The sequence below is a fragment of the Protofrankia sp. CiP1_Cm_nod4 genome, from assembly GCF_982290645.1.
Genome location: NZ_CEVIVC010000108.1, coordinates 1 through 16,231, shown reverse-complemented (window position 1 = coordinate 16,231; position 16,231 = coordinate 1). Strand labels below are relative to the sequence as shown.

Annotated in this window: 13 protein-coding genes; 9 read left to right on the top strand and 4 right to left on the bottom strand. The window is 70.9% G+C overall.

Annotation, left to right across the window (positions count from 1 at the left end; all coding sequences use genetic code 11):
• Positions 1–18: 18 nt before the first annotated feature.
• The 7 genes from AC5LSR_RS18010 to AC5LSR_RS17980 all read left to right on the top strand — a co-directional run bounded on the left by AC5LSR_RS18010 (position 19) and on the right by AC5LSR_RS17980 (position 7,506).
• Positions 19–1,392: a glutamyl-tRNA reductase gene (locus AC5LSR_RS18010; RefSeq protein ID WP_250281999.1), complete on the top strand. Its 1,374-nt coding sequence runs from the start codon at positions 19–21 to the stop codon at positions 1,390–1,392.
• 769 nt (positions 1,393–2,161) lie between these two features.
• A complete protein-coding gene (locus AC5LSR_RS18005) occupies positions 2,162–4,036 on the top strand; it encodes a bifunctional uroporphyrinogen-III C-methyltransferase/uroporphyrinogen-III synthase (RefSeq protein WP_250292591.1) in 1,875 nt (624 codons plus the stop codon).
• 110 nt (positions 4,037–4,146) lie between these two features.
• The gene (gene hemB / locus AC5LSR_RS18000) at positions 4,147–5,151 is read left to right on the top strand and encodes a porphobilinogen synthase (protein WP_250292597.1); all 1,005 of its coding nucleotides are present in this window, start codon (positions 4,147–4,149) and stop codon (positions 5,149–5,151) included.
• Between the two features lie 208 nt (positions 5,152–5,359).
• On the top strand, positions 5,360–5,692 hold the full coding sequence (locus AC5LSR_RS17995) for a hypothetical protein (RefSeq protein ID WP_250285531.1): 333 nt from the start codon (positions 5,360–5,362) through the stop codon (positions 5,690–5,692).
• Positions 5,692–6,084 (top strand): PIN domain-containing protein, encoded by a 393-nt coding sequence (locus AC5LSR_RS17990; protein ID WP_250285530.1) that lies wholly within the window; start codon positions 5,692–5,694, stop codon positions 6,082–6,084. The genes AC5LSR_RS17995 and AC5LSR_RS17990 overlap by 1 nt, the downstream gene beginning before the upstream one ends.
• Positions 6,085–6,250: 166 nt before the next feature.
• Positions 6,251–6,529, top strand: a complete 279-nt coding sequence (locus AC5LSR_RS17985) for a hypothetical protein (RefSeq protein ID WP_250285529.1) — start codon at positions 6,251–6,253, stop codon at positions 6,527–6,529.
• Between the two features lie 140 nt (positions 6,530–6,669).
• Positions 6,670–7,506 carry a DUF262 domain-containing protein gene (locus AC5LSR_RS17980; RefSeq protein ID WP_493468706.1) on the top strand — a complete coding sequence of 279 codons (837 nt, stop codon included), beginning with the start codon at positions 6,670–6,672 and terminating at the stop codon, positions 7,504–7,506.
• Positions 7,507–7,746: 240 nt separating this feature from the next.
• On the opposite strand, the gene AC5LSR_RS17975 is transcribed toward AC5LSR_RS17980, so the two are convergent.
• From AC5LSR_RS17975 to AC5LSR_RS17965, 3 genes are all read right to left on the bottom strand, one after another.
• A complete protein-coding gene (locus AC5LSR_RS17975; protein WP_250285527.1) occupies positions 7,747–8,841 on the bottom strand; it encodes an ABC transporter permease in 1,095 nt (364 codons plus the stop codon).
• The gene (locus AC5LSR_RS17970) at positions 8,841–9,872 is read right to left on the bottom strand and encodes an ATP-binding cassette domain-containing protein (RefSeq protein WP_250285526.1); all 1,032 of its coding nucleotides are present in this window, start codon (positions 9,870–9,872) and stop codon (positions 8,841–8,843) included. The genes AC5LSR_RS17975 and AC5LSR_RS17970 overlap by 1 nt, the downstream gene beginning before the upstream one ends.
• 314 nt (positions 9,873–10,186) lie before the next feature.
• On the bottom strand, positions 10,187–11,191 hold the full coding sequence (locus tag AC5LSR_RS17965) for a PadR family transcriptional regulator (protein ID WP_250285525.1): 1,005 nt from the start codon (positions 11,189–11,191) through the stop codon (positions 10,187–10,189).
• A 1,002-nt stretch (positions 11,192–12,193) separates the two neighbouring features.
• Between AC5LSR_RS17965 and hemL the strand changes: the two genes are divergently transcribed.
• Positions 12,194–13,552 (top strand): glutamate-1-semialdehyde 2,1-aminomutase, encoded by a 1,359-nt coding sequence (gene hemL / locus AC5LSR_RS17960; RefSeq protein WP_250285524.1) that lies wholly within the window; start codon positions 12,194–12,196, stop codon positions 13,550–13,552.
• On the top strand, positions 13,549–14,334 hold the full coding sequence (locus tag AC5LSR_RS17955; protein ID WP_250285523.1) for a histidine phosphatase family protein: 786 nt from the start codon (positions 13,549–13,551) through the stop codon (positions 14,332–14,334). The genes hemL and AC5LSR_RS17955 overlap by 4 nt, the downstream gene beginning before the upstream one ends.
• Before the next feature lie 480 nt (positions 14,335–14,814).
• On the opposite strand, the gene AC5LSR_RS17950 is transcribed toward AC5LSR_RS17955, so the two are convergent.
• Positions 14,815–16,231: tetratricopeptide repeat protein (locus AC5LSR_RS17950; protein WP_493465345.1), on the bottom strand; the 1,417-nt coding region annotated here is incomplete at its 5' end.

Below are 16,231 nucleotides of genomic sequence, written 5' to 3'. Positions count from 1 at the left end.
CACCGGGGGTGAGACGTCATGAGCCTGCTGGTCGTCGGTCTCAACCACCGCAGCGCGCCCACGTCCACCCTGGAGAAGGCCGCGGTGCCGGACGACGACGTCCCGAAGGTCCTGTACGACCTGTCGCAGGCCGGATCCGTCGCGGAGAGCGTGGTGCTCTCGACATGTAACCGCACCGAGATCTACGCCGAGGTGGAGACCTTCCACGGCGGCGTCGCCGACGTCTCCGACCAGCTCACCCGGATCACCGGCACCCAGCTGGCGGATCTCGCCCCGCACCTGTACGTCCACCACGAGGCACGGGCCGTCGGCCACCTGTTCTCGGTCGTCTGCGGGCTCGACTCCATGCTGGTGGGGGAGGCGCAGATCCTCGGCCAGGTCCGGTCGGCCCTACGCGTGGCCCAGGCCGAGGCGAGCGTCGGCGCCACCCTCGAGGGCCTGTTCCAGACGGCCCTGCGGGTCGGTAAACGGGCGCACAGCGAAACCGCGATCGGCACCGCCGGGGCGTCGATCGTCTCCGTCGGGGTACGGCTGGTCGCGGCCGAGTGGGGGCCGCCGCCCGCCGACGCGGCCGACCCCTTACCCGGGAGCGCACCCGCCGGCAACACGCCCGCCGACGGCGCGCTGGCCGGCCGACGCGTCCTGCTTGTGGGCGCGGGGGCGGTGGGGGCGCTGGCCGCGGCGGTCGTACGGCGGGCCGGCGCGACCGACCTCGTCGTCGCGAACCGTACCGCGGCGCGGGCCCACCGGATCGCCGACACCTACGGTGCCGAAGTGATTCCGCTCACGCACCTGGCGGGCGAGCTGGGCCGGGCCGACCTGGTGATCTCCTCGACCGGCGCGTCCGGGCTGGTCCTGACCCGGGGCGTGGTGGCCGACGCGCTGGCCCGCCGCGGCGGCCGGCCACTGGTGCTGCTCGACCTCGCGCTCCCGCGGGACGTCGACGTGGCCGTCCGCGAACTGCCCGGCGTCACCCTTATCGATCTCGACACGCTGCGGACGGCCCTTGAGGGCCAGCAGGCGGTCAGCGACGTCGAGTCGGTGCGGACTCTGGTGGCCTCCGAGGTCAGCGCCTATCTCGACCGCCGCCGCGCGCACCGGGTCGCCCCGACGGTGGTGGCGCTGCGGGCCCAGGCCGCCGCCGTCGTCCGGGAGGAGCTCCTGCGGCTGCACACCCGGCTGCCCGACCTCGACGCGCGCGACTGGGCCGTGGTCGAGGGGGCGGTGCGCCGGGTGGCGGACAAGATCCTGCACGCGCCGACGGTGCGGGTCCAGCAGCTCGCCGCCGCCCCCGGCGGTGATTCCTACGCCGAGGCGTTGCGGGAGCTGTTCGATCTGCCGCGGGAGACTCCCGCGGTGGTCTCGTTACCCGATCTGCCGGAGGTGCCCTAGCGGCCGGCCGCGGCCGGCGCGGACGCGTCGTCCGGCGGCCGCAATACGAGGCCCAACGGGTGGCCCGGTGGATGACGCAGCGGCACAAACCCGGTCCGGGACTGAATATCCTGCCGATACGAGGTAACGTCGATACTCGGATAAGGGCCGCGCCGATAGACGCATTGGATCAGCGGGCTGTTGGATCAGCGGGCAGGGTTCGGCGGCGCGTCGCGAAGCAGTGTACGAGCTGCCCGGGGCTGTGGATCCGGCAGAGCCTGTCGACAGGCGCCGGAGTTGTCCCGTCCCGTGGGCGGGATGTCGCGGGCGGGAGCGTTCAACAAGATGGCGACGTCCGGGCAGAGGTCCGGCGAGGTGACGGGAGGGAGGCGCTGGCAGTCGAACACGTAGGTGAGCAGGACGCGTCGAAGCCCAGGTTCGAGCGCGCGGACTGTACCGACGACAGGCAACTCCCCGCGGGCTGCTACGGTTTGTACTGGACGGTCCACCATCGCGGGCTGCTGTTGTTGCCGAGCGTGCCTACCCGGCGGCCATTGAGGCCGGTCGCGGTGCGCTGGTCGGCGCCTTCGCCGAGGTCGCGATGGCGTCCACCGGAACATCGGGCGCCGGTGCCATTCGACCACGGGCCGTGGTCGCGTTGCCGGAGAGGGAGCGTGTTCTCCGGCGCGGGATCACCGGGTCCGCCGACTTACCCGGGGGCGCTGGGAGAGCGCCTCGCGGACACGATGTTGTCCGCCGGAGCACAGACGCTGATGGGAAATCGCTGATCATGGCCACCCGCCGCACAAAGAAGCCTCTGACCCCGGTCGCCCTCGTTGGAGCAGGCCCACGCGACCCCGGTTTGTTGACAGTTCTCGCCGCCGAGACGCTGGCCGGGGCCGATTCGGTAATCGTCGATCCGGACGTCGCCCCGGAGATTGTCGCCAAGCTGCCCGGCGAGGTGCTGCGGATCGGCGATACCGACGTGGCAAAACCAGTCCTGGACGCGACCGCGGCGACCACCGTCGTCGTCACCCGGGCCCGTGCCGGTGAGCGGGTCGTACGCCTGTACTCCTCGGATCCGTGGCTGACCGGAATCGGCACCGCCGACGCGCAGGCACTCGCCAAGGCGAAGATTCCCTTCCGGGTCGTGCCGGGGATTCCGACCGGCGCGGCGGTCGCCACCTATTCCGGGATCGCCACCGGCCTGCCGGTCACCTTCGCGAGCACCCAGGGGGTCTTCTCCGCCAGCGGGGTGCGGCCCACCGTGGCCCCGGTGGCGGAGACGCCCACCACGGGGCTGGGCGCCCCGTCCTTCGGGGCGGGCCGCCTCGGTGGACGTGGCCTCTCCAGCCTCGGCAGCTCCGGCTCCGGTCTTGGTGGTCCCGGGCTGGGCGGCCCAGGGCTGGGCGGGTCCGGGCTGGGCGGGTCCGGGCTCGGCGCGGGTCTCGCGGCCTCGCCGCTGGGCTCCTCGCTGGGGCTCGGCGGGCTCGCCGGGAGCGGAAGCCTGGACGTCGGCGGCTCCGGCTCGGACCTCGACTGGGCGGCGCTGGCCCAGGCACCCGGCACCCTTGTGGTGACGGCGGTCTCCAACGAGGTCGGCAAGGTCGCGGCGGCGCTGGTCGAGCACGGCCGGGCCGGCGACACCCCCGTGTCGGTGACGGTGGACGGCACCACCACCGACCAGCGCACGGTCACCTCCACCCTGGACCGGATCGAGGCCGACGCCGCGCCCGTCGTCGCGAACGCCCCCTGCGTGGTGATGTCCATCGGGGTCGCGGTCACAGCTCGTAACAAGCTGTCCTGGTGGGAGTCGCGCGCGCTGTTCGGCTGGACGGTGCTGGTGCCCCGGACGAAGGAGCAGGCGGCGATCCTGTCGGATCTGCTGCGCTCGCACGGCGCGAGCCCGCTGGAGGTGCCCACGATCGCGGTGGAGCCGCCGCGGACGGCCGCCCCCATGGAACGCGCGATCACCGGCCTGGTGTCCGGGCGCTACCAGTGGGTGGCCTTCACCTCGGTCAACGCGGTCCGGGCCGTCCAGGAGAAGGTCGAGGAGCGCAGCCTGGACGCGCGGGCGTTCGCCGGCGTCAAGGTGGCCGCGATCGGCGAGGCGACCGCGGACGCCCTGCGCGCCTTCGGCATCCGCCCCGACCTCGTCCCCTCCGGCCAGCAGTCCAGCGAGGGCCTGCTCGCCGACTGGCCCGACTACGACGACGTGTTCGACCCGCTCGACCGGGTGCTGCTGCCCCGGGCCGACATCGCCACCGAGACCCTGGTGGCCGGCCTGAAGGAGCGCGGCTGGAACGTCGACGACGTCACCGCGTACCGCACGGTGCGGGCCGCGCCGCCGCCGGCCCCGATCCGGGAGGCGCTCAAGGGCGGCCGGGTGGACGCGGTGGTGTTCACCTCCTCCTCGACCGTGCGCAACCTGGTCGGGATCGCCGGCAAGCCGCACGAGACCACGGTGATCGCGGTGATCGGCCCGCAGACCGCGGCCACCGCGGTCGAGCTGGGCCTGCGCGTGGACGTCCAGGCGTCCGAGGCGTCGATCCCGTCGCTGGTGCAGGCGCTGGCCGACTTCGCCGCCGAGCACCGGGAGGAGCTGGGCAAGGTCGGCCCGCTCGCGGCCCGGCTGCCCAAGCCCCGGCGCGGTTCCCGGCGGTGAGCGTGCCGCCGCGCGTCACCGCCGGTGCGAGCACGGCGGGGCCGGCCGCCCCGCGTCCGCCGTTACCCGGGGCTGGCGCCCTGGGTGCCACTGCCCTGGGTGCCACTGCCCTGGGTGCCACCCCCGGTGGGGGCGTGGGATTCCCGCTGGCCCGGCCCCGTCGACTGCGCCGCGGGGCACCATTGCGCCGGCTGGTGGCCGACGTCCGGCTGCATCCCGCGGATCTTGTGTTGCCGCTGTTCGTCAAGGAGGGCATCGACGCCCCCGCGCCGATCGCCTCGATGCCCGGAGTCGTCCAGCACACCCGGGAGTCGTTGCGCAAGGCCGCGGTGGAGGCGGCCCGCGCCGGCGTCGGCGGCCTGATCCTTTTCGGCGTGCCCGCGCACAAGGACGGGCGCGGCTCGGCCGCGGACGACCCGTCCGGCATCGTGCAGCTCGCCCTGGCCGACCTGGTCACCGAGATCGGCGACGACATGGTGATCATGACGGACCTCTGCCTGGACGAGTACACCGACCACGGCCACTGCGGCCTGCTGACCGAGGACGGCGAGGTCGACAACGACGCCACCCTGGCCCGCTACGCGTCGATCGCCCTGGCGCAGGCCCGCGCCGGCGCCCACGTGGTGGCGCCGAGCGGGATGATGGACGGGCAGGTCGGCGCGATCCGGGCGGCGCTCGACGGCGGCGGCTTCTCCCACGTCCCGGTCCTCGCCTACTCGGCGAAGTACGCGTCGGCGTTCTACGGCCCGTTCCGGGACGCGGCCGAGTGCGCGCCGCGCTTCGGCGACCGCGCCGGCTACCAGCAGGATCCGGCCCGTTCCGTCGGCGAGGCCCTGCGTGAGGTCGCCCTCGACCTCGCCGAGGGCGCCGACGCCGTGATGGTGAAGCCGGCGCTGGCCTACCTCGACGTGCTGCGGGCGGTCGCCGACGCCGTGGACGTGCCGGTCGCCGCCTACCAGGTCTCGGGCGAGTACGCGATGGTGGAGGCGGCGGCGGCCAGCGGCTGGATCGACCGCGAGCGCGCCATCACCGAGACGCTCACCGCCATCCGCCGGGCAGGCGCGGACATCATCCTGACCTACTGGGCGACGGAAGTCGCCCACCGCCTGCGCTGACCCACACCGCCCGCGTTTACCCTCGCAGGTCCCGCCTGCCCCGCGTCGCCTCCGTTGTCGCAGGCCGCTTCTGTCGCATCGCCGACGTCCTGACGATTCTGTGGTCTCGGTATGTGGTCTCCAGTGTGCGGTACGTACTGATCCGCCCGCTTCAGGCGGTACTCTTGCTTTACAGCAAGATCTGTCGAGGTATGGAGGAAGGTGCGCAGTGACCCTGCTCATGGAGCGGCCGGTCCACGAGATCCCGGTCGCGTGTTCGTACCGATGGTACGAACAGATCGACTATGGTGATGGCATGGCCGTCGCAAAGGTGTCCGTCTCCCTGGACGAACGTGTCCTCACCGCCGCGCGGGCAGCGGCGGCAGCCGAGGGCGTGAGCCTGTCGTCCTGGATCTCCCGTCTGATCGACCATCACATCGGCATCCAGGAAGGTCTCGCCGCCGTCCGCGAATACGAGGCCGAACACGGCCCCATCCCCGAGGATGCGCTGCGGCGTGCCGACGAGATCCTCGACCGTCTCGGAGTCGGGAGGAAGCCCTGATGGCGCAGGACGAAGGAGGGGTCACGTACGACACCGGTGCGCTCCTGGCGGCTGAAGCCGGTGATCGTGCGATGTGGGCGCTGCACCGGCGAATCCTGGAACGGGAAGTCCGTCCGGTCATTCCCGCGCCCGTGCTGGCGCAGGCATGGCGAGGCGGTCCACAGCCGTTGCTGTCCCGCCTGCTGAAGGGCTGTGACGTCGAACCGCTGTCCGAGGAGACCGCGCGGGCCGTCGGCGCGCTGCTGGCCCGGGCGGGAAGCAGCGACATCGTCGACGCCGCGGTCGTGCTGAACGCGGCCTCGACGGACCGTTCGATCCTGACCAGCGACACACCGGATCTGCGCGCCCTGGCCGAAGCCCACGGGACGAAGGTCGACATCCACCCCGTGTGAGCTCCCCGTCCGCGCGTCTGTCCGTCCGTCCGCGCAGGTCCGTTCCGCTGCCTGTTCGCGGTGTTTCCGGGCAGGAAGAAGCCGTGAGAAGCAGTACGGCAAAGACCGGCGGGGGCCGGTCGGGACGGAACGGCAGCGCGGCGGAACAGCCGGGCGGGAGGCGGACGTGGTTCTGACACCGGTATCGACCAAGAAGATGGGAAACATCCGGGAAGCGGCCGAACGCGCCGTCCAGCACGGTGTCGTCACCGTCGACATCGACGGTCGGCGCTACGAGCTGCTGCCGTCCGAGCAACTCGGCTACTTCGCCGGTCTGGTGGCGCTCGGTCTGCTCGGGATCATCGAGTGGCCGGTCGCGGCCGTCGTGGCCGTCGGGCACACGATCGCCTACCGCAGCCACCGGCAGGGCCTGCGCAACCTGGGCGCCGCCCTCCAGGAAGCCTGACCGGCCGGGCGTTTGCGCCGGTTTGAGGTAGCCGGCCCATGTGAAGCGGGCCAACCGGCGGGACCCGGCGTGGGCGAGTCCCGTGTTGCCATGTCCCATACGATCGGCGTCGGACCCGTATGGACGGAGGATGCGTCGACATGGCGGAGGACGGCATCGACGTCCGTGAAGAGTACTTCGACAACATGGCAACCGGTGTCGAGGCCGAGTTCGATGGCGAGCAGCCGGGTATCGCCAGGCCCTGGGATCCGGATGACATCCGGGTCGGTACGAAACAGTTCTCCCTCCGCAACATCCTCGATCTGATCGACGACGGTGATCTGGAGCTGGCGCCCGACTTCCAGCGGAACAAGGTCTGGAAGGCCCGCCAGAAATCGCGTCTCATCGAATCGATCCTGCTGCAGATCCCGCTACCGGCATTTTATTTTGCCGAGGACACCAGCGGTATGATGCGCGTCGTCGACGGTCTACAGCGGCTGTCCGCCGTGCACAGTTATGTACGGGGGCGGCAGCAGGCGTTCGCGCTGACCGATCTGGAGTATCTTGGTTCGGCTGAGAAGAAACGTTTCGAGGAGCTGGCACCGGCTCTCCGGCGTCGGATAAACAATGCGCAGATCGTCGTCCATGTCATTGATTCGACCACTCCACCAGATGTCAAGTACGACATCTTCAAGCGGATTAACACAGGTGGTACGCCGCTCAATGCTCAGGAGATCCGGCACTGCATGAGCAGGAAGCGCAGTCGAAGTTCCTCAAGCAGTGCACGCACACTCCAGAGTTTCCAGAGTTCGATAGAGCCACTGGCGGACGTTTTCGTGATCATATTCGGATGGATGACCGCGAGGTGGTACTCCGATACTGTGCATTCTGGCCGAGGGGCGTCGACGGCTATGTCCGGGAGAGCTCCATGGATGCTTTCCTGGAGAGAACAACAGGCATGCTCGACGATTCGCAGGAGGTTTCAGAAGATCGCTTGAATCCGCCCCATGACGACGGAGGCCGGACAGCGTCGGTCGCCGGCCGGGTCGGGGTGTACCGAGTCCTTCGCGTGCGCCGGCTCCACCGGGCCGGCGCACGCGAAAGAGCCACGGATCACAGCAGGTATCGCCTTATTGGGAACCGGTGTTCACCTGACCGAGGAATCGAACGCGAAAACGGCCGCCAGCACCGCATTATAATCCCTCGCTCTCATGCTTTCGCCGGGAGATTTCGTGCTCCTACAGGGAGCGGTGGTAGATGCCGAAGGCGCGGGTGGCGAACTTGCCAGCCAGCACCGCCAGGGCGGTGAGGCCGAGCAGGTGGAGGCTGATCGACAGCCAGTCCGGGTCGACCGACCCGGCCTCGCGGACGGCGGTCACCGCCCAGTCCACCGGGTTGAACCAGGCGACAACCCGCATCCAGCCCGGCATGAGCTCCTTCGCCATGATCGCGGATGACAGGAACGTCAGCGGCAGGACGCAGAAGTTCACCGCCGCGATCAGCACCTCCTCCCTGCGCACGATCAGGGCGAGCCCGTAGGACAGGGCCGCCACGATGAGCGCGACCAGCGCGGCACCGGCGAGCAGGACGGCCGGGCCCACCAGCCCGTTGTGGTAGCGGGCTCCGATCGCCCAGCCGAGCAATATGATGATCACCGACTGGATGATGGTAATCAGCACCTGGAAGACAAGTCTGCTGCCGATCAGGGCACCGCGTCGGACCGGCAGGGTCAGCATCCGGTCCGTCACACCACGGTCGATCTCGATGATGACGTTCATCCCGGACCAGCCCGCCGAGAACAGCGCGCTCATCACCACCACACCGGGCGTGAGAAAGTCAAAATAGGAGCCGCCGCCAAAGCCGGGGACATCCACAACCCGGCGGAACAACGATCCGAACAGGGGCAGCCATACCACCGCCTGCACGATCGTGATCGCCAGGTAGGCGGGCTGGCGTAGCATCGCGCGCAGGTGACGGACGGTCAGCCAGCGCAGCTGGCTGGCTGCCGAGGCGGTGAACCCGCTCCGCTCGGCAGCCGGCAGCGGCTGTGGCTCCGGGATCCTCGTGATGTCAACCGGAGCAGCCGGGACGGCCGGAACGCGGGCTCGTGCGGCCGCGCCGGCCGGGGTGCCGGTCGTGCTCCCTGGACTGGTCGGGATGTCACCTCTGGCGGCGCCACCGGCCGGGGCGATCGCGGTGCCAGGGCCGGCCGGGGCGGCGGCTTTGGCGCCAGGGCCGGCGGTGTCGACCGTGTCGGTGGTGTCGACCGTGTCGGTGGTGTCGGTGGTGTCGGTGGTGTCGGTGGTCGTGCCGGTGTCAGTGAGGCCTGCCATCAGGCCACCCCCTTGTCCGGAACAGCGTTGGGCTGGGCAGCCCCGTCCTGGGGCCTGTCGTCCTGGAGACTGTCCGGGACGGGGCCGGCATCCGCTCCGGGCCCTGCGTCGGCGGTGAACCGGCGGCCCACGTGACGCAGGTAGACGTCGTCCAGGGACGGCCGGGCGATCGTCGCCGCGACCACCGCGACGTCCACCCGGTCGAGAGCCGCGAACACGGCAGGCAGCGACGAAGCGCCATGGGTGACCCGGGCGTGCACCTCCCGGCCGTTCACCGTGGTCTCGGTGACGCCCGGGACCTGGTCGAGGGCCGCGGTCACTGTCTCCACGACCACGGCGGCCGGGACGGCGGCGAGCTCAAGGTGGACGGCGTCACCTTTCAGTTCGCTCTTGAGCGCGTCAGGACTGCCCTGGACGAGGATGCGCCCGCCGTCGATGATCGCCACGAGGGAGGCGAGCCGGTCCGCCTCCTCGAGGTAGTGCGTGGTGAGCAGGATCGTCAGGCCGTCCGCCGCGAGCGAACCGATCTCGTCCCACATCTGGGCGCGTGCCTGCGGGTCCAGGCCGGTGGTGGGCTCGTCGAGGAAGAGCACGCTGGGCTGGTGGATCAGGCCTACCGCCACGTCGAGCTTGCGCAGCATGCCACCGGAGTAGGTGCGCGCCGGCCGGTCCGCGGCCGCCGTCAGCTCGAACTGGTCGAGCAGCTCGGTGACCCGGTCGATCAGCATGGAGCGGGGCAGGCCGTGCAGGCGGGCGGCGAGTGCGAGGTTCTCGCGACCGGTGGCCTCCAGGTCGATGCCGGACCGCTGGGCGACCACGCCGATGCGCTGCCGGACCTGCTCGGGATGTGCGAGGACGTCGATCCCGGCCACGCTGACCGTCCCCGAGTCCGGGCGTGACAGCGTGGTCAGGATCTTCACTGTCGTGGATTTGCCGGCGCCGTTCGGCCCCAGCAGGCCGAACACTGTCGCGGGTGCGACACCGAAGCTCAGGCCGGACAGCGCACGCACGCCCCCGCGGTAGGTTTTCACCAGCTTTTCCGCCTGAATCGTGAAATGTTCGCCCGGGTCCGTGGTGTGTACGGTGCTCCGGAAGACGGCCGCGTCCGTGGCCGTTCCGGCGGCACCGCCAGGCCGCGTCAGCGTGGCCGCCGCTGCTGTCGCCGTTCCCGTGGCTGTCGCCGTTGCCGTGGCTGTCGTCGCGGCCGCTGTTCCCGCTGTTTTCGTGGCCGTGGTCCGCTTGGCGGTCCCGGATGTTCCAGGCAGTAGTGTGGTGGCGATGCCGGGTGGCTGCCCGGCGGATTCCGGAGCCGGGTGTGCGGTCATCAGATCCCCCCTTGTCCGCATTACTCTTCTTTTTTTCCGGCGGTATTTTCCGGGCAGGGCGCCGGGCCGCTGCCCGGGGGTTTCCGTTGAGCCTGCCGGACTGGCTCCCGGATCTCCCGGATTTTCCGGACCGGCTCCCATACCTGCTTCCGCGGCTCCTGGCCGGGCTCTGCCGATCCGCCGGGAATCCCGGATCCGGCGGGCGGCGCGGGCCCGCCGGGAGTTCCGGGCACGGGATGAGTCCGGCTCCCGGCGAGAATTACGGTTCCGGCGGGAATGCTGGTTCCGGCCGGAATCCGGCTCCCGGCGGAAGTCTTGGTTCCGGCAGGAGTCCCGGTTTCCGCGGGAGCCCCGGTCCCGGCGGGAATGCCGGGCGCGCGAGGAGCGCGGTCGCGTCGCCGTTGGCCTTCCAGGGCCTTGAGCACGGCCTCCCGTATCCGCTCGGGATCGGTCTCGCCGCGGGTGTGGATCGCGTCCCAGATGTGGATGCCGTCCAACGTCCTGTTGGTGATCTCCGAGATGAGCTCGTCCACGTAACGCAGCTCGGCCTCGGCCAGGGCGCTGAAATACTCGGTTTCCAGGGTGAACAGCCGGGGGAGCCCCTTGCGGACGGCCAGCGCCTCGCCCGCGTGGCTGTGCTCGATCTGGAGCAGGAGCCGGTTGCGGCGTTCGGTGAGCAGTCTCGCGGTGTCCTCCGGTGTGAGCACCGCCAGCATGGAAAGCGCCGCCTCGAAGCGGAGATACTCCTTTGTCGGCGTGCTGACCAGTTCGGACATCCAGTCGTAGAGCTCGGTCCGGCCGGCCGGCGTGATCTCGTAGACGGTCCGTTCCGGCCGTCGACCGTCACGGACGGTTTCGCGGGCGGTGATGTAACCGTTGTGAGCCAGTGCGTCCACGACCGTGTAGAGCGAGCCGTACGTCAGCTTGATACTGTCTTCCTTGTGCCGCTCGCGCATGGTTGTCGACATCTCGTACGGGTGCATGGGCCGTTCGTTGAGAATTCCGAGCACAGCAAGGGCCAGCATGTTTGCCATCCGTCGACGGGCCATGTCCGTACCGTTCTCCGTCCGTGCTGTTCTCCGCCCCCGATTACTCGACTGCGAGTGTCCGGTTACAAAAGCCGGCCTGTCAATCCGGCCGGGCGGCTGGCGGAGCCGACAGCGCTGTCCTGATTCGCGAGATATTCACCGGACATGACGGAACCAGGACGCGGCGAAGCCAGGACATGATGGAATTCCTGCCCGGTGCCGCGGGAGGTCCTGATATTCCCGGTCGTCCCACACCGGATCCGACGGACGGATTCTATAGACGAGCTTGGCGGACAGATTCGGCGGACGTGTTCGGTGGACGGGCTTGGCGGACGGGTCTGGTGGACGGGGACGTCAGCGGTCCGACCATTGCGGATGCCCCGGGCCGGACGCTCGACGAGCGCTGCGTGACCCGCTGCGTCATGCTCGGAAGTGCGTCGTGACACCTCCGGCACGGGTGGGCTCGGCGGCGCACCCGTGCCGGCCTCTGGCCCCCTGACTCCTTGGCCCCCTGACCATTCTCGGCCTCGGATCGGCCTCGGATCGGCCCTGGCCCTCGGCGGCGCGCCCCGCGCCGGCCTGTCAGCCGCCCACCGGCCTGCTGGCCGCCGCCGACGTGGAGTGTGCCGGCCTGTCGGCCATTTCTCAGCGTGTCCGCGCTGGCCGTCGGTCATGCGCCGGCGCGGATACGTCGGTCTGTTGGCTTCTCACCGGTGTGGCCGCTGGCTTCTCACCGGTGTGGCCGCGTCGGCCTGTTGGCTTCTTGGCGGCACGGATGCGCCGGCCGGCCGGCATGAGGCGCGCGGCCGGTGGGCGTGCCGCGTCACGGACGCCGGTGGGCGGCTGGGTCATCCCCGCCCACCGGCGGCCCCGGGGCCGGCGTCCCCTGTACCGCGCCGGCCCGGCTCCTCGGCGGTCGGCCGCAGGCGTCCCCGGTGGTGGAACCGGGATGGGGACCAGGGCCAGCGGGGGGCGGCGCTGACCTGCGAGGATCGGGGCATGTCAGTCGTGTCCGGGGCCGCTGCCTCCGAGGAGTTGTTCCGTCGAGCTCAGCGGATCATCCCCGGTGGGGTGAACTCACCGGTTCGGGCGTTCCGGGCGGTTGGCGGCACACCACGGTTCATGGTGTCCGGGGACGGTGCCTACCTCACCGACGCGGACGGCCACCGATACGTCGACCTGGTCTGCTCCTGGGGCCCGATGATCCTGGGGCACGCCCACCCGGCGGTGGTCGAGGCGCTGCGGGTGGCCGCGTCGCGGGGCACGAGCTACGGCACGCCGAGCCCGGGCGAGGTCGAATTGGCCGAGGAGATCGTCTCCCGGGTGGGGCCGATCGAGCAGGTCCGGCTGGTCAACTCCGGGACCGAGGCCACCATGAGCGCGCTGCGGCTCGCCCGCGGCGTCACCGGACGGTCGAAAATCATAAAGTTCGCCGGCTGCTACCACGGTCACGTCGACGCGCTGCTCGCCGCCGCCGGCTCGGGGGTGGCCACCCTCGGCCTGCCGGACACGCCGGGAGTGACCGCGGCCACCGCGGCGGACACGATCGTCCTGCCCTACAACGACCTGACCGCCGTGGACGAGGCCTTCGCCGAACATCCCGGGCAGATCGCCGCCGTCATCACCGAGGCCGCCGCGGCGAACATGGGCGTCGTCCCCCCGCTGCCGGGTTTCAACGCCGGGCTGCGGCGGCTGTGCGACGTCCACGGTGCCCTGCTCGTCCTGGACGAGGTCATGACCGGCTTCCGGATCGGCCCGGCCGGCTGGTGGGGGGTGGAGGGCGCCGTCGAGGGGTGGGCCCCGGACCTGTTCACCTTCGGCAAGGTGATGGGCGGTGGGCTGCCGGCGGCGGCCTTCGGCGGGCGTGCCGAGGTGATGTCCCACCTCGCGCCCGTCGGCCCCGTCTACCAGGCCGGGACGCTGTCGGGCAACCCGCTGGCGGTCGCCGCCGGCCTGGCCACCCTGCGTGCCTGCACGTCCGAGGTGTACGCCACGGTGGACGCCCGCGCCGGCGACGTCGCCGGCATCATCTCGACGGCGCTGACCGAGCAGGGCGTGCCGCACCTGCCCAGCAGCGCCGGCTCACTGTTCAGCTTCTTCTTCACCGACGGGCCGTCGGTGGTCGACTACGCTGGAGCGCGGACGCAGTCCAGCGCCCGGTACGCCGCGTTTTTCCATGCCATGCTGGACGTCGGGGTGTATCTGCCACCATCCGCCTACGAGGCGTGGTTCGTCTCGGCGGCGCATGATGACGAGGCCGTCGAACGGATCGCGGCCGCCGCGCCGACGGCGGCCCGGGCAGCCGCCGGCGTGCCCGAACCGGTCCCGGCCACGAGCGCTGGAGGGAAGCGTCCATGACATCCGCACGGCCCGGCGCGTCCGACCCCGTCGACGGGCCCCTGTCCCCAGCGCCGGAACCGTCCTCGCCGGAACCGTCCTCGCCAGGCTCCTTCCTGTCGGGACCAGCCTCGCCGGAACCAGCCTCGCCGGGACGGTCCGCGTCGGGTGGGCTGACCACCGTCCACCTGGTACGCCACGGTGAGGTGTTCAACCCGGAGAAGGTTCTCTACGGCCGGCTGCCCGGGTTCGTCCTGTCCGAGGCGGGGCAGCGGCAGGCGAAGGTCACCGCGGAGTTCCTGGCCGGGCGTGACATCGCCGCGGTCGTGGCGAGCCCGCTCGAACGGGCCCGGCAGACCGCGGCCCCCCTCGCGCAGGCCCTCGGCATCGGCGTGGAGATCGACCCCCGCCTGATCGAAAGCCGCAACGTCTTCGAGGGCAAGCCGTTCGAAGCCGGCCCGGCCCTGCTCCGCTACCCGCGGATGTGGCGGGTGCTGATCAATCCGTTCCGGCCGTCCTGGGGCGAGCCCTACACCGAGATCGCCGGACGCATGCTCGCCGCCGTGGCCGAGTGGCGGGACGCCTTCCCCGGCCGCGAGGTGGTGCTCGTCAGCCACCAGCTGCCGGTGTGGACGGCCCGGCGCGCACTGGAGGGCCACAAACTCTGGCACCGCCCGGACCGCCGCCAGTGCGCACTCGCCAGCGTCACCTCAGCCGTCTACACGGCGGACCGCCTGCTCCGCATCGACTACGCCGAACCCAACGGCCCCACCACAAACCAGCCGGGCTCCGTCGGCGCCTGACCCGACCAGCCGAAGGCGGCCCCCCCACCCACTGGGCCGAGGACGACCTGTCCTATGTTTCTGCGCGCGGGGCACCTGAGCTGCCCCGGCTTTCCGGCGGACGCGGGGTGCCCGTCGAGTCGGTGCGGCCGATCCGGGCTTTCGGATACCGGATCCGACGGATGCGAGGGGGACGCGACGGCATCAGCGTGTTCTCGGGCAGCGACCCGCACGCGTGGACGCGGCACGCGCGGACGCGACGCGGAACACCATCCCGCCATCGGCATTCATGATCGTTATCATGTCTGTGGACACGATCAGATGGCCGTCCGCACGTTCACCTCATCGAGCGGGCCGCCACGTATAACGAATTACCCGTTCCCCGGAGCGCGCACGGTCATCAGAGCACCACACAACTCGCGGATATCCCGCGACGTCATGAGGCGTCCGCGTCTGCCGTCACGGTGTTCCTGACAGCGACAAGGTTGCCCCTGATCACGGTCACACGGGGTGATCGGTGTCGAGGACCCGTAGGGCATCGGCCAGGGTCTGCTCAAACAGGCTGACCGCATCCTTCACTCGCCCCGCCGACCAGTAAGCGTGGACGAGGTTGTTCCGGGAGGTCAGGGTGTCGGGATGATCCGGACCAAGTATTCGCAGCATGTCGGGCAGCGTCCGCTCGTATAGGTCGATCGCCTCCGCCGCCCGCCCCGCCGACTCGTAGGCATAGGCGAGGTTGTTCCGGGAGGTCAGGGTGTCGGGATGATCCGGACCGAGGAGGCGCTCGTCGAGGGTCAGGGCACGCTGGAGCAGGGCCATAGCCTGCCCGGGCTGGCCGTGCTCGACGAGGTAGCTGGCGGCGCGGTTGTACAACCGGGTCAGCCCATCCGGGGGCGGGTTGAGGCCGTCGGCCCGGTCGAGAACCGCGCGCACGTGTGGCAGGGCCCGCTGCCACCGCGGCCACACCGCCGGGTTGTTTCTGATTTCCTCGGGCAGGACGGCGGTGCACAGCCCGACCAGCGCTGTGACCCGCTCCGTCCGTTCCGCGGTGGGCAGGGCGGCGCGGGTGGCGGCCTGGATCAGTCGATGCACGCTGGCCGTGTCGCCCGCGCGGGCGGCCAGGTGGTAGCCGACCAGCGCCCCCACTGTTTCCGCCCACGCCAGTCGGTCGACGGTCGCGGCCCGTAACAGTCCCCGGGGGCCGAGCGCGTCCGGGGTGGTGGTGAACAGTTCCAGCGGGATCGCCTCCGGGGCGCAGAACGCCCACAACTCCAACAGAGCCACCGCCGCCGGCCGCGTCTCCCGCAGCTTGTCGATCGACAGTTCCCACAGGGTCGCAACCGTGCGTTCCGCCCGCACCACCGGATCCGGCGCCGACCCGCGGACGAGCATGTCCTCCAACCGCTCCGCCAGCAGATCGGCGTACTCGGCCGCGGGCATGCCGGTCTGGTCGAGGTAGCCGGCGGCCTGCTCCACCGCCAGCGGCAGATCCCCCAGCAGCGCGCAGATCCGGTCCGCGACCGCCACGTCCAAGTCCGGGAAACGGCCGGTGAGCATCGCCATCGCCTCGGCGTGGGGCAGCATCGGGATGTCCAGCACCAGGCCGAGGCGGCGCCAGCCGGTGCGGCGGGAGGTCACCAGCAGCCGGCCCGGCCCCGGTGCGAACCGTAGCTTTTGTTCGAGGGTCGTCGGGTCGTCGGCGTTGTCGAACACCAGCAGCGACCGCGGCAGACGCACCCACGCGGCGACCACCGCCGCCGGGTCGGTATCCCGCGGCAGGCCGACGGCCGGGGCCAGGTCGGCGAGATGGCTGCCGAGCAGGTCGGGGTTCTCCGCCGGCACCCAGCCCACCCGGTCGAACGCGGCTGCGTAGCGGTGCAGGTACTCGATCGCCAGCGCGGTCTTCCCCACCCCACCC

Bases quoted from the DNA above. Each gene is read 5' to 3' on its own strand.
- AC5LSR_RS18010 (WP_250281999.1), top strand. From the start codon at position 19: ATGAGCCTGCTGGTCGTCGGTCTCAACCACCGCAGCGCGCCCACGTCC.
- AC5LSR_RS18005 (WP_250292591.1), top strand. From the start codon at position 2,162: ATGGCCACCCGCCGCACAAAGAAGCCTCTGACCCCGGTCGCCCTCGTT.
- AC5LSR_RS17990 (WP_250285530.1), top strand. From the start codon at position 5,692: ATGGCGCAGGACGAAGGAGGGGTCACGTACGACACCGGTGCGCTCCTG.
- AC5LSR_RS17980 (WP_493468706.1), top strand. From the start codon at position 6,670: ATGGCGGAGGACGGCATCGACGTCCGTGAAGAGTACTTCGACAACATG.
- AC5LSR_RS17975 (WP_250285527.1), bottom strand. From the start codon at position 8,841: ATGGCAGGCCTCACTGACACCGGCACGACCACCGACACCACCGACACC.
- AC5LSR_RS17965 (WP_250285525.1), bottom strand. From the start codon at position 11,191: ATGCTGGCCCTTGCTGTGCTCGGAATTCTCAACGAACGGCCCATGCAC.
- hemL (WP_250285524.1), top strand. From the start codon at position 12,194: ATGTCAGTCGTGTCCGGGGCCGCTGCCTCCGAGGAGTTGTTCCGTCGA.
- AC5LSR_RS17955 (WP_250285523.1), top strand. From the start codon at position 13,549: ATGACATCCGCACGGCCCGGCGCGTCCGACCCCGTCGACGGGCCCCTG.